16 protein-coding genes and 1 pseudogene are annotated in these 11743 nt (G+C 70.4%); 9 read left to right on the plus strand and 8 right to left on the minus strand.

Going from position 1 to position 11743, the window contains the following annotated elements:
• Nucleotides 1–6 precede the first annotated feature (6 nt).
• From KDN32_RS04735 to KDN32_RS04755, 6 genes and pseudogenes are all read left to right on the plus strand, one after another.
• Nucleotides 7–1035, plus strand: coding sequence for a DUF4192 domain-containing protein (locus tag KDN32_RS04735; RefSeq protein ID WP_211730932.1), 1029 nt, complete (start codon nt 7–9; stop codon nt 1033–1035).
• Nucleotides 1036–1049: 14 nt separating this feature from the next.
• Nucleotides 1050–1205, plus strand: coding sequence for a hypothetical protein (locus KDN32_RS04740; RefSeq protein ID WP_211730933.1), 156 nt, complete (start codon nt 1050–1052; stop codon nt 1203–1205).
• The gene (gene dprA, locus KDN32_RS04745; RefSeq protein WP_211730934.1) at nt 1202–2227 is read left to right on the plus strand and encodes a DNA-processing protein DprA; all 1026 of its coding nucleotides are present in this window, start codon (nt 1202–1204) and stop codon (nt 2225–2227) included. The genes KDN32_RS04740 and dprA overlap by 4 nt, the downstream gene beginning before the upstream one ends.
• 121 nt (nt 2228–2348) lie before the next feature.
• On the plus strand, nt 2349–2495 hold the full coding sequence (locus tag KDN32_RS04750) for a hypothetical protein (RefSeq protein WP_211730935.1): 147 nt from the start codon (nt 2349–2351) through the stop codon (nt 2493–2495).
• Nucleotides 2496–2723: 228 nt separating this feature from the next.
• Nucleotides 2724–2864: pseudogene (locus tag KDN32_RS23500) on the plus strand (M28 family peptidase); the annotation flags it as partial.
• Nucleotides 2865–2878: 14 nt separating this feature from the next.
• A complete protein-coding gene (locus KDN32_RS04755) occupies nt 2879–3490 on the plus strand; it encodes a M28 family peptidase (RefSeq protein WP_307853717.1) in 612 nt (203 codons plus the stop codon).
• Here KDN32_RS04755 and KDN32_RS04760 read toward each other — a convergent pair.
• From KDN32_RS04760 to KDN32_RS04780, 5 genes are all read right to left on the minus strand, one after another.
• Entirely contained in the window at nt 3487–3744 is a 258-nt protein-coding gene (locus KDN32_RS04760) for a hypothetical protein (RefSeq protein WP_211730936.1), read from the minus strand. The genes KDN32_RS04755 and KDN32_RS04760 overlap by 4 nt on opposite strands.
• A gap of 8 nt (nt 3745–3752) precedes the next feature.
• Nucleotides 3753–4037 carry a hypothetical protein gene (locus tag KDN32_RS04765; protein ID WP_211730937.1) on the minus strand — a complete coding sequence of 95 codons (285 nt, stop codon included), beginning with the start codon at nt 4035–4037 and terminating at the stop codon, nt 3753–3755.
• Nucleotides 4038–4101: 64 nt separating this feature from the next.
• Complete coding sequence (locus KDN32_RS04770; RefSeq protein WP_211730938.1) at nt 4102–4518, minus strand: hypothetical protein; 417 nt, start codon at nt 4516–4518, stop codon at nt 4102–4104.
• A complete protein-coding gene (locus tag KDN32_RS04775; RefSeq protein WP_211730939.1) occupies nt 4518–5225 on the minus strand; it encodes an RES domain-containing protein in 708 nt (235 codons plus the stop codon). Before KDN32_RS04775 ends, KDN32_RS04770 begins: the two co-directional genes overlap by 1 nt.
• A 7-nt stretch (nt 5226–5232) precedes the next feature.
• The gene (locus KDN32_RS04780) at nt 5233–5634 is read right to left on the minus strand and encodes a hypothetical protein (protein WP_006901488.1); all 402 of its coding nucleotides are present in this window, start codon (nt 5632–5634) and stop codon (nt 5233–5235) included.
• Between the two features lie 757 nt (nt 5635–6391).
• Here KDN32_RS04780 and KDN32_RS04785 point away from each other — a divergent pair.
• Nucleotides 6392–6742: a hypothetical protein gene (locus KDN32_RS04785; RefSeq protein ID WP_211730940.1), complete on the plus strand. Its 351-nt coding sequence runs from the start codon at nt 6392–6394 to the stop codon at nt 6740–6742.
• Between the two features lie 52 nt (nt 6743–6794).
• Here the strand turns inward: KDN32_RS04785 and KDN32_RS04790 are convergent, their stop codons facing one another.
• Nucleotides 6795–8357 (minus strand): hypothetical protein, encoded by a 1563-nt coding sequence (locus KDN32_RS04790; protein ID WP_211730941.1) that lies wholly within the window; start codon nt 8355–8357, stop codon nt 6795–6797.
• Nucleotides 8347–8712, minus strand: a complete 366-nt coding sequence (locus tag KDN32_RS04795; protein ID WP_211730942.1) for a hypothetical protein — start codon at nt 8710–8712, stop codon at nt 8347–8349. The genes KDN32_RS04790 and KDN32_RS04795 overlap by 11 nt, the downstream gene beginning before the upstream one ends.
• 229 nt (nt 8713–8941) lie before the next feature.
• Here KDN32_RS04795 and KDN32_RS04800 point away from each other — a divergent pair, with 229 nt between their 5' ends.
• Nucleotides 8942–9796, plus strand: coding sequence for a M48 family metallopeptidase (locus KDN32_RS04800; protein ID WP_211730943.1), 855 nt, complete (start codon nt 8942–8944; stop codon nt 9794–9796).
• A 156-nt stretch (nt 9797–9952) separates the two neighbouring features.
• On the opposite strand, the gene KDN32_RS04805 is transcribed toward KDN32_RS04800, so the two are convergent.
• A protein-coding gene (locus KDN32_RS04805) for an IS3 family transposase (protein ID WP_211730944.1) occupies nt 9953–11232 on the minus strand; the annotation gives its coding sequence in 2 pieces (ribosomal slippage) (nt 9953–10944 and nt 10944–11232; 1281 coding nt in all).
• 105 nt (nt 11233–11337) lie between these two features.
• On the opposite strand from KDN32_RS04805, the gene KDN32_RS04810 reads away from it, so the two are divergent.
• The gene (locus KDN32_RS04810) at nt 11338–11625 is read left to right on the plus strand and encodes a hypothetical protein (protein ID WP_211730945.1); all 288 of its coding nucleotides are present in this window, start codon (nt 11338–11340) and stop codon (nt 11623–11625) included.
• Nucleotides 11626–11743: the final 118 nt, after the last annotated feature.

An 11743-nucleotide genomic window follows, 5' to 3' on the forward strand; every position in this document is an offset into this window, starting at 1 on the left:
ACTCCAATGGATCTCGTCGTACAGTCCCCGGACGAGCTGCTGGCCGCGGTGCCGCACGTCCTCGGCTTCAAGCCGGAGGAGTCGATCGTGCTCGTGCCCTTCCGGCCCGGGCTGCCCATCACTCGCGTCGACCTGCCGAAGACGGCCGCAGACCGTGAGGAAGTGTGGGACGCCCTCAGCGGCCCGTACGGCCGCCACGCCCGCCCCGGAGCCCGCCTGGCGATCCTCTGCTTCACCGAGGACCGGCGCAGCGCCGAGCTGGCCAGCCAGCATCTGTCCAACCGCCTCGAGACCGTGGGCATCACCACCCACATCCGGCTGTGGGCCGACGGCGAGCGGTGGCGTGAGTTCAACACCGGCCAGACCGGGCTGCAGACCCAGGCGACCGCCGAGCGGATCGCGGCCGCCACCGTCCTGACCGGCGCCGCCCAACCGGCGGCCAGCCGAGCCTCGCTGGCCGCTTCCATGGTCGGTGACCGGGAGCCGATCGCCCAGCTGCTCCCCGCGGCCCGGGCCGCGGCCGCGGACAGCACTCCCGCCCTCGAGCGGGACTGGGCACTGGACCGGCTCGAGCAGTTCCACGCCGACGGCAACCGGCTCTCCGACGTCGACGGCGCACGGATGCTGGTGGCCCTGGAGACGATCAGCACTCGCGACGCGCTCTGGGAGGACATGAGCCGCGAGAACCGCACCTCCCACATGGCCCTGTGGAACGACCTCACCCGCCGCGCTCCTGACGAGGTCCGCGCAGCGCCGGCCTCCATGCTCGGCTTCGCCAGCTGGCTGCACGGTGACGGCGCCAAGGCCTGGTGCGCCCTCGACCAGGTGCCCGCCGACCGGCCCTACTCCATGGCCGCCATCGTCGCCTCGGCGCTGCAGAACGGCATCCACCCCCGCGAGTGGGAGCGGTACCAGACCCAGATGCGTGGCCTCGCCGCCGAGCTGGACGAGTCCTTCGTCCCCAAGCCACCCGGCCAGCAGCGCGACATCCCGGGCGCGCAGCCCATCACCGACCGTCCGGCCCCGGGCCGCTGAGGAGGACCACCGCGATGAACCACGACGACGACACCACGGTGCAGCACAGCACCACCGAGCGTCAGCTGCGGCGCCTGGTCGTACCTGAGCCCGCGGCCTACGCGGCCGACAAGCGCCTCGACGTCATCCACGAACCCGACCTCGACCTGCTGTGGGGAGGCCCGGAATGAGCACCCCGCACGCCGACGACCGGCTGGCCCGCGTCAAGCTGAGCAGCGTCATCGAGCCCGGCGACCTGCGCGTCACCGGCCTGGTCAGCGAGCTCGGTGCCGGCAAGGTCCTCGACTACCTCGAGGCCGCCGGCGAGGTGGAGAACCACTGGGGCTTCACCATCGGCCACGACCTCGCCCACGTCGATCCCGGCAAGGTCCTCGAGCAGGCCGCCGGCCGCGGCATCCGGTTCGTCATCCCCGGCGATACCGAGTGGCCCGACCAGCTCGCGGGCCTGCGCGGCGCCGGCGCACTGCACGACCGCGGCGGCGAACCCGTCGGACTGTGGGTCAGGGGAGCGGCTGACCTCAACCAGCTCGCAGCCAACGCCGTGGCCGTAGTGGGCTCGCGCGCCGCGACGGACTACGGAACGCATCAGGCCACCGAGCTGAGCCGGGACCTCGCGGCCATGGGCCACACCGTCGTCAGCGGACTCGCCTACGGCGTCGACCAGGCCGCCCACCGAGGAGCCCTCCTCGCCGGCGGCCCGACCATCGCCGTGATGCCGTGCGGGGCCGACCGGCCCTACCCTGCCGCGCACGCCCAGCTGCTCGAGGCGATCGCCGATCGCGGCCTCGTCGTCGCCGAAGCGCCACCCGGCACCGCGCCCACCCGCGCCCGGTTCCTCGCGAGGAACCGGATCGTCGCCGGCCTGTCCGAAGGCGCGGTGGTCGTCGAGGGAGCCTTCCGCAGCGGCGCCCTCACCACCGCGCAGTGGACCGACGCCCTGCACCGCCCCGTCATGGGCGTCCCGGGTCCCGTCACCAGTGCCGCCTCCGCCGGCGTGAACCAGCTGATCCGGCTCGGCCAGGCGAGCATGGTCACCAACGTTCAAGAGGTCATCACCGACCTCACCACCCACGCCTACTCGGCGACGGCCGCGGCCGCACAGCTCGACGAGTCCTTCATCCCGGGGCCGGTGCGCTCCGCGCAGAGTCACGTCCCGGGTCCGCCGGCCCCGGCCGCCGCCCCTCGGCGCTGATGGCCCACCGGAGGCCCCTGTGGATAACCGGACTTGAGTCGGTACGCCCACCTACGCTGCTCAGAGTTCCTAGGTCCGCTCGACGACGTCGACCGGGCCGAGCTCGGGAAGGAGGAGACCTATGAGCAACCCGCCGCAGAAGATCCCGCACGAGGATGCGCCGCCCCTTGAGCACCGCGGCCGGGCCGTCCACGTCGACTGGATCTGGGCCCTGAGCGTCGAGCGGGTCCTGGAGGGCCCGCCGGACCTGCTCAGCTGGGCGAACTGACCAGCTGCTCCCGTGACCAGCGAACTACGGCTCCGCCGCGACGTCGACGCGCTCTGCCTGACACCGCGGCACCGCGATGTCCCCGGCAGCCTCGCGGCCGCCCGGGCGCACTGCCGCGCCCAGCTCGAGGAGGCCGGCTGGACCGTCGAGGAGCGGACCTTCCGGCCACGCCCGGCGCTACGGCTCTCGGACGCGGGTCACCCCGTCTCGCCCCTGGCGATGCGCTGGATGTCCGACCTCGAGGGCGTCAACCTGCTCGCGACGCCAGCGGGTCATGCAGGCCACCAGGCCGGCGACATCCTGCTCGTCGCGCACCTGGACACCGTGCGCTGCAGTGCGGGTGCGGACGACAACGCATCCGGGGTCGCCGTGGTCCTCGCGAGGTGGCCCGCCAGCTGCGGTCGCGCGACCACCGCGTGGCGATCGCGATCGTCGACATCGAGGAACTGTGGCACCTGGGCGCCCGTGAGCTCGCCCGCACGCTCCCGCGCCCGGGCCTGGTGGTCTGCCTCGACGCCGTCGGCTTCTTCGACGAACGTCCGCGGACCCAGCGCCTCCCCGCCGGCCTCGGCCTGAGGTTCCCGGCACTGGCCCGCCAGCTGCGCATGAGCAAACGCCGCGGCAACTTCCTGTTGGCCGTCCACCGCGGATCCTCGGCGGCCTTCGTGACCTCCTGGAGGCGCGCGGCCGAGGCAGCCGGCCTGCCGGCCGCCCAGCTGCGCGACCCGCGCTGGAACGGCCGTGGCCCGCGGATCACGCACTGGGTCAACCCACTCCTGATGGTTCTCGACCGGTCCGACCACGAGCCCTTCTGGCGCCGCAGCATCCCCGCCGTCCTGCTCACCGGCACCGCGACTCTCCGCAGCCCGTACTACCACCGCGACTCCGACACCCCAGAAACCCTCGACTACGTCCGGCTCGCCCAGGTCGCCGACTCCCTGGCAGCCACGCTCGCCGGCGAACCGGTCGAGCTCGGCCTGGCTCAGCGGCCCTAGCCGACCTGGCCGGTCCAGTTCGGGTCGACCGGGACCGGGATCAGGTCCTCGACCGGAAGCCAGTCCATCTTCACGACCGGCTTGAGCGCGGCGTCGTCGTGCCAGACCACGAGGGCCTCCCAACGCCGGCCTTCGCGCTTCCAGTCGAGGATGAGACCGCGGGACGGCTTGAGTCGGCCGGTGTTGCGGATCAGTACGAACCGGACGTCGCCGTATGGCCGCCACGCGTCGTTCTTCGGCGGGTTGGCAGACACGTCGGCGCTCACTCGGTAGTGAGGAGCTCGGCCGGGATCCACTCCTCGACGGTCGCCCACCGCCCCGGGCGCAGCTGTGCGACGTACACGACCCTGCCCTCCCACAGGCGGCCAGCTCGGCGCCACTCCAACAGCAGGCCCGGCCGCGGCTGCGAGGCGTCGACGGGAAGGCTCACCCAGCAGTGCCGGCCCGGATGCTCCGGGCCGCTCGTCGAGTGCTCCTGCGGCGCCTGGTCGACGCGGACGCGGTCCTTCAACGGGATGCCTGCCCCGCGCCCGTACCCGCCCGCCATGGCTCCAAGGATAGAACAAGTGTTCGAGCGCTCCCGTGGGGTGAGGCTGCCCTGGGCAGAAGGCCTAGGCGGCGGCGGTCGAAGTCAGCGTGAGAAATGAGACGACGGGATGCTCCGGGTCGTTGTACCAAGTCACCTCGAACCCGCCGGCGTACGCAGCCCAGCAGTCTTCCGCTGTTGGTATCGGGGTTGCTCCCCACATGGCCTGCAACGGCTCGCGCATACCTGGGGCCCGATACGTTGCGGACGCCTCCGAGATCAGTTGGTTGAGCAGTACGCGATGTGCATGTCCAGGCGGCAGTCGGTCGAGGATCGCTGCCTGCCACGCGGCCGCGAAGTCTTCGGTCGCGCGCACCACCGGCTCGCGGTGGCGGGTGACTTCGGCGACGTCGAGAGGAAGCAGCACGTGCAGCCCGGACCTCGCTTGAAGTCGTGCAGCAGCAAGGCGACCTCGTGTCACCCACAGGTCCGGCCGCACCATCAGGCCGCATCCCAGCTGAGGCCGAGGATCCGGAAGGCCTCCTGGAGGTCAGGGTGCTCGGGGGAGAGGGCGTGGTGCTCGATCGAGTCGAGGGTCCGGCTGATCGAGGGATCCTCGGCTCGCTCGAACACCGCCCACAGCGTGAGGTCGTCGCCGTGCCGGGAGGCGAACGTGACGCCGTCGAGCTCGGTGGTCGCATGCAGATAGGTCGCCACCGACTGAGTAAGCGCTCGCGGGCGCCCGTCCTTGAGCGCCGCCGCGTCGAAGTCGTGCAGGTTCAGCAGGTGCGCGAGGGCAACGAACTGCGGCCGCAAGGCCGCAATGGACTCCGCGGCGGTCACCGCGCAGAACCGACCCGACAGCGTCGCGCTCGCTGCCGACCGCGGCTCGAGCCACGAGTAGGAGATCTCGCCCGCCGTCGCGGTCGGATGCATCGCGGCGTCCTCGTCGTCCTCCTCGATGTCGTCGAGCTCGAGCACGAGGGTCGGGTCGGGCCGGAAGCCGGCGAGGACCTCGAGCAGGCAGGCAAGGAGGGTGGATCCGGCGTAGATGGTGCGGAAGTTGCCCTGCCGGTCATCCCAGCGCCCGTGGAACCTGCCATCGGCGCCGGCCCACTCCCATCCCGACCAAGCCCAGGGCTCCGGCTTGAAGCCGACGCGCCAGACCTGCTCGGCCGCGTCGACGACCAGCTGAGGTGCCTCGGTCACCAGCGAGTCACCCGGCCGCAGCGAACGCGCGCGCGGCCGCCAGGACCTCGGGGCCGACCTGCTCCAGGTCACCCTCACGCAGCAGCCGGGCCGGCGCGACGTCGTCGAGGCGCGGGTTCATGCCCTGGAACCACGCCTGGACGACCGCGGCCGAGTCCTTCTCGCGCAGCAGAGCCGCGATCCGGTACGCCATCCGCAGCCGGTTGACCACCTCCGTCGACGGGGTCCGTGCGTCGGCCGAGTCGGCCCACTGGCGCACGGCGCGGGTCTCCTGGACCGAGCCCAAGTAGGCCACGAGCTTGGCTCCGAGCAGGTCGCGCAGCCGCTCGACGAGCTCCGGCGTGGGCAGCCGCACCGACTCCTCGTAGGCGCGAAGGTCGCCGCGGGCGATGGTCGACTGAGTGCTCATACCTGCAGTGTGCCACCGTCTGCAGCGCAATCCAATAGTGAATCGCGGGCGAAATCACAGGCTAAATCACACCGCCGATAACATAGACTATGTCAGTCCGAACTCGGTGGGAATTGGCTTCCGCCAGTCTCCACCAGCGCCGCGTGATCATGCGACGGCGTGCATTCGTGATTTCGGCCAATGAAGCCGGACGTCGTTGGTCGCGGCCCTCTCCCCAACCAGACGCGGTCGTCACGAGCACTGGCGAGCGGCTCGGGATGTAGCGACGAGCAGGTCGTGCGGAGTCTCCGGCCTCTCGCGGCCGCCGGGTCCGTCGAGCCGATGGGCTCGGGATACAGGCGCGTGCGGGGCTTGAGCGGATGTCGGGCGTGCGCGCCTCCGGGCGAAGGTCGGCGATTGGTAGCAAGGTGTCGGCCAGGTGCTGCGCTACTCGACCTGCTGCGACGCCGCAGCGGTCGTGCTTCTGAGGCCTCCGCGGGCCCTCTCGGACGGCAAGGAGTAGTCAGCGCGGCTGATCGTCGAGTTGGAGTCCTTCCGAGGCTGCGTACACCTCCAGTGCACCTAAGCTAAGAGCCTCGGCCGAAACGACTTGGCCGTCGAGGACCTCAACTACGACCAGGCGTTCGCGGCCGCGCGGCGTCGCGTGCCTGAGGGGTGGCGGATCATCGCGCTGCGCGTTGAGCGGAATCATTCGCCACGGGTTGATCGCTGAGGGGCCGCCTGCGCACCTAGGTGACCAAGAAAGCGAGGTGGGAAAATGAGTCCTTCCCCCGCCGAGAACTCGGTTCCCGGAGTCGTAACCTTCACCGCCCGTGGCAACGCCGCCCTCGATCAGCTGGCCGACACACTGGTGGCCGAATGCGACGGCTCCCCCACGGGCATCGCCAACCTCCTCGAACAGGTGCTGGAAGCCGGCATCGAGGACCTGGCGGAATCCCTCAGCCAGAAGGCCCAGCCGGCGCCGCCCGCGAGCTTCGACGTCGACGAGCTCGGGCCGCCGGTCGAGAGCCCCGACGACGCTGCGCGTCGCCGCCTCTTGACACGGTCGCCGTTCGCCGGCGGCAAAACCGCCGCTCGGCATGGGCCGCTGAGGGGGCGAAAGCTATAGGCCGCAAAAGACCGCCAAACCTGCGGCAATGGATTGTCGAGGTAGGGCCCGATCAGCGTGCGCGCCGCCGCGACGGAGCGCTGCTCGTCGCGGGCCCGGGGTCCTTCGCGTGGGACCGAGCCTGAACGATCGCCTTCCCTTTCGCCGGCCATCCTGCGGATCCGGATACTGCCTCGCCACCGACGGCCCCTCCCCCGGGCGAGTGGATCGTTGCGATGGCGGATGCCGTGCTGGAGGCCTCGGTCGTGGCGTCGCCCGCGGAGCGCAGCGCCTCGGTAACGGGTGGGGGCAGCGGGACGAGGCGTTTCGCGAGAATGTGGGCTGGGGGGACCCAGACGACGTCACCCATGGCCGGTGTGGTGACCAGCCCGGCCTCGACGTCGTTGTGCGCTCGGCGCGAGAGGGCGCGGGCGGGACCGACAAGGTTGGGGACGTCTGCCTTCTCGACGACGACGTGCGCGATCTCGGAGCCAGCCTCGATCGCGCGTAGCGTGGCCATGGTGGCCTGGGGAAGTCCTGGCCGGGTTGCGATCACCTGCGGTGACGCCAGGGTGGTGGTGGCGTGGGTAATTTGTCGGTACGCGGCGCGAACCTCCGCCGCCGCGCGGGCCAGTGGGTCCTCGAGGCGGGCGCCGGGGGGAGCGAGGTCGCCCCAGCGGCTGGCCAAGTTGTTCCAGGAACGGCCCGCCTCGGCGATCGCGGGGACCAGACGGTCTGACGGCTCAAGGATGCCGGCGGTCGCGGCAGCCTCGACGAGCACCATGCTGGCGCCGGCGATGAGTCCTTGGGTGCGGGTGATGAGCACGATGTTGGACGGTTCGAGATCGCGGGCCAGCGCTCGATGCGACTGGATGTCCCAGCTGGCCAGGGCCTGCGCAAGGCGGACTGGGGCGTCGACCGGCCTCATCGCCTCGCCGGCGAGGGCTTGGGCGAACCCGTCGGTCAGGTAGCTGCGTGCGGTGTTCTCGCACGCAGACATCCGATCGACCCAGACCCCGGCGGGTGCGATCGCGTAGGGGGAGTGGTGCTGGGCCAGTTGGACCCGGCGGCCCGAGTCGCGGGCGTCGGTGACGCGGTCGCGTCCGTTGTCGTGCAGGGCGACGTTGACGGCGTGGGCGGTCAGGTAGAGACCGTGCATGATCCTGGTCCGGGCTGCCTCGAGGTCGCGGTGGGCCTCGGTCTGCTCGTGGGGGACCTCGGCGCCGTAGCGGCGCACGAGAGCCGCGGCGCTGAGCAGGGTCTGGGTCATCTGGTCGATGCGGGGGTTGGTCGGTCCCTGGCCTGGCCAGGCCCTTCGGCCGGTCAAGCTGGACTGAATGGTCGACGCTTGCGCCGACAGGCTGGTGATGGGCCGATCGCGATCGTCGACGCCAGGCCGGCGACTCGGTAGCGAGGCCCAGAGGTTCTCCGCGGCCGCGACCATCGTCGGCCAGCTCCGTAGGAGCGGGCCGGCGTCGTCGCCGTCGACGTCCATGAGCAGCTGACGGGCCTGGTAGTCGACGTCGAAGAGCATCTCGCCGACGCTGCGTACGTCGCGCGTGGTCGCCGGGATGTGGTTGATGTCGAAGAGCTCCTCTTCGATGTCGGCGTATGCCGGACGCGGGTCAGTAGCCAAGGTCGCGGGCTTCCCGGATGAGATCGCACAGGTCGACGACCAGCTGCGAGCCGTGGACCAGGTCCGGCTGGTGCAGCGGTAGCGGGCGGGTCAGCTCCTCGGCCTGGGTGAGCAACTGCAGGGGCGTTCGGTCCTCGAGGTCGGGGAGTGGGTCGACGTCGGGTAGCTCGTAGTCGTCGGGCAGCAGGGCGCTGGCCTGGGAGTGGGCGAGGTAGACACCCAGCCCGAGGTCGTGGAGCGGGGAGTCGGGGGCGGCCTCGTCGGCGTCGCTCCACACCTGGGCAGCGGTCTGGTGCAGCAGCTGGGCGATCGAGCCGAGGCGGTCACAGGTGGCGTCGGCGTTGAGGGTGTCCACGGGGTGTTCCTTTTAGTCGGGGTCGCTCTGGCCCATGAACCCACGTCCCGGCCGCGGCCTGCTGCGCCGAGCGGCGGGCTGTGGATAACTCGGGGTGCTGTGGGCACCTGGGCACAAACTGGTCTTGTTCGCCTATGTCGTTCGGTGGTTGTCGGACGATCACCGCGAGCACAGTCAAGAGAACCGCACTAGTGCTGGAAGATGGAGGAGGGGCGAGATGAGGTTCCCAATGACCGTGCTGAGAGCCGTGACGTTGGCGCCGGCACTGCTGGTGAGCTTCGTCCTCACCGTGGTGGTGTGCGCCCTGCTCCCGCCGGCGCTGGGACTGGTGGCGTTCATGGCTGCGGGCGGCGTGCTGGTGGCGCTGGCGCTGGGACAGCTGAAGGAGCCTGCGGTCGCGGCGTTGACCCGGTCGCGGCCGGCGACGGAGGCCGAGTTCCGCGTAATGGCGCCGGTGCTGGCCGAGCTTGGCGGCCGCGGCGTCGACGTCGGCGCGCTGCTCGTGGGCCGGATCCAGCGGCCGAGCACCCCAGTGGCGGTGGCGATCGGCCGGCGCACCGTGGTGGTCAGCCCTGGGCTGGTCGAGGCGACGTACCGCGGCGGTGTGACGCGCGCGGAGGTGGCCGCCGTGCTGGCGCATGCGGTCGGCCGGCGCCAGGCGATCCGGCCGCGGCTGGAGCTAGCCGTGCTCGCGGCGACGACGCCGTGGCGGCTGATGGTGGCGACGTTCCGCGGCGTCGGCCGTGCCTTCGCCTGGCTTCCGTTCATGCGGCTTGCCTGGACGCTGCGCTGCGTCGTGGGGGTGATTTGCGTGGTGCAGTCGGTCGCTGAGGACCGGGCCTGGGCCGGTCTCCTCGGGGGCGCGGTGATCGCGCTTACCTACCTGGTGCCGGCGGCCGCCCGGCGGATCGAGCTTCACACGGAAGCCGAGGCCGACCAGTTCGTGCTCTCGATCGACCTCGGCCCCGTGCTGGCGGGTCTGCTACGGCGCTACAGACACCCCATGACGATCGAGCGAATGCAGCGCTTGCAGACGGTCGCCGAGCAGCCCCAACGGCCGCAACTGCACCTCGTGCACGGCTGAGGCTGTTCTCGGGCGACCTCGACAGGGGCGCTTCGAGCGGGGGAGTGCACCCTCCCGATGTTGGCGTCTGGGGTGAGTTGGTCGACGGTCGCACCCAAGGTGACCTATCCCTATCCGGCATCAGACCTGAACCGCCCCGGCAAGTCCGGAGACTTTCTAGTTTGAGACTCCAGCTGTTGCTGGGGTCTGGTGGTGAGCGTAGTGAGCCTGCTCGGCCTCGACCGGCGTGAGGTCGTCGCAGTACTCGAACGGTCGACGGTGGTTGAACCAGTCGGCCCATTCGGCGGTGGCGATCTCGAGGTCATCGAGTCCCTTCCACGGCCGTCGCGGTTTGACCAGTTCGGTCTTGTAGAGCCCGATCACGGACTCGGCCAGGGCGTTGTCGTAGGACGAGCCCACTGCCCCGGTCGAGGGCTTGATCCCGGCGGTGTCGAGCCGCTCGGAGTAGGCCACGGACATGTACTGGACTCCGTGGTCGTGGTGCGCGATCAGACCGGTCAGGTCCTTGCCCTCGCGGCTGCGGGTCCAGATCGCCTGCTCGACCGCGTCGACGACGAGCTGGCTGGTCATCGTCGTGGCCACCGACCAGCCCAGGATCCGCCGGGCGTAGGCGTCGATGACGAACGCCGTGTAGCACCAGCCCGACCACGTTGAGACATAGGTGAAGTCGGCAACCCAGAGCCGGTCGGGTGCCAGCGGCGCGAAGTTCCGGTCGACCAGGTCCAGTGGCTTCGCGCCCTTCGGGTCGCTGATCGTGGTCCGCTTGACCTTCCCGCGCACGGCACCGGCCAGGCCGAGGTCGCCCATCAACCGTTCCACGGTGCAGCGCGCGATCGGCAGCTCGTCTTCGGGCCGTTCGCGGTTCAGGGTGAGCCACACCTTCCGTGCGCCGTAGACGCCGTAGTTCGACGCGTGGACCGCGGCGATCCTGGGCTTCAGCTCCTCGTCGCGCTGCTCGCGGACGGTGGGCTTGCGGACACGGTGCTCGTAGTAGGTCGCGGGGGCGATCTTGGCGCCCAGCTGGGTGAGCTGGTCGCAGATCGACTCGACACCCCAGCGCAGACCATCGCCGTCGCGCACACCGACGTGCTCGTCGACGTAGCGCACGATCAGCGCTGTGGCCGGTCGAGTTCGGCCGCGAAGAAAACCGAAGCGGACTTGAGGATGGCGTTGGCTCGCTTGAGCTCGGCATTCTCCCGCTTCAACCGCTTCAGCTCCGCCGATTCCTCTGTCGTCATCCCCGGCCGCCGGCCGGCATCGACCTCAGCCTGGCGGCACCACTTCCGGACGGTCTCTGGCGTTCCGACACCGAGCAGCTCGGCGACCTTGCTCATCGCCGCCCACTCCGACTCGTGGACGGCCCTGATCTCGGCGACCATCCGGACCGCGCGCTCACGCAGCTCGGCCGGGTACCTCGTTGACTTGCTCCCTGACATGACTCCAACCTTCCCAAGGAATGGAGTCTCCGGACTTGCCGGGGCGGTTCAACCCGAGGTCCATATCCACAAGTGTTCTTGGTGTAGTTGCGCGGGTCGAGGGCCATGATCGACGGTGGACCTGTGCGCCGCATCCTTGAGCAGTTCCCGCCCGAGCGTCGTCCTCCCGTCGTGCTCCATCTCCCGCTGGAGTTCGCCAAGCGTGGCTTCTACCACGGTGACCTTGTGGCGACGGCGATTGATCGGGACAGGATCGTCTATCAGGTCAGCTACGAGTTCGACGGGGTTGAGTGCGACGGGTGGTTTCCCGCCGACTGGGTTTGGCGGCCAGGAACCAACGATGACATGCGGATGGCTCCGGTGGCCCCGGTAGGGCGCGCCGAGGACACGTAAGGAGCTCAGGCGCGGCGTCGCTCCTCAGCCACGCGAGACCGCACTCTCCCTTCGAGATGATCGAGCCGGAACCAGCGACGGTTGTCGTTGGTAGTGCACGGGACCAGGCCAGCGCTGA

The organism is Nocardioides palaemonis, assembly GCF_018275325.1.
In the GTDB taxonomy this organism is placed as follows: Bacteria; Actinomycetota; Actinomycetes; order Propionibacteriales; family Nocardioidaceae; genus Nocardioides; species Nocardioides palaemonis.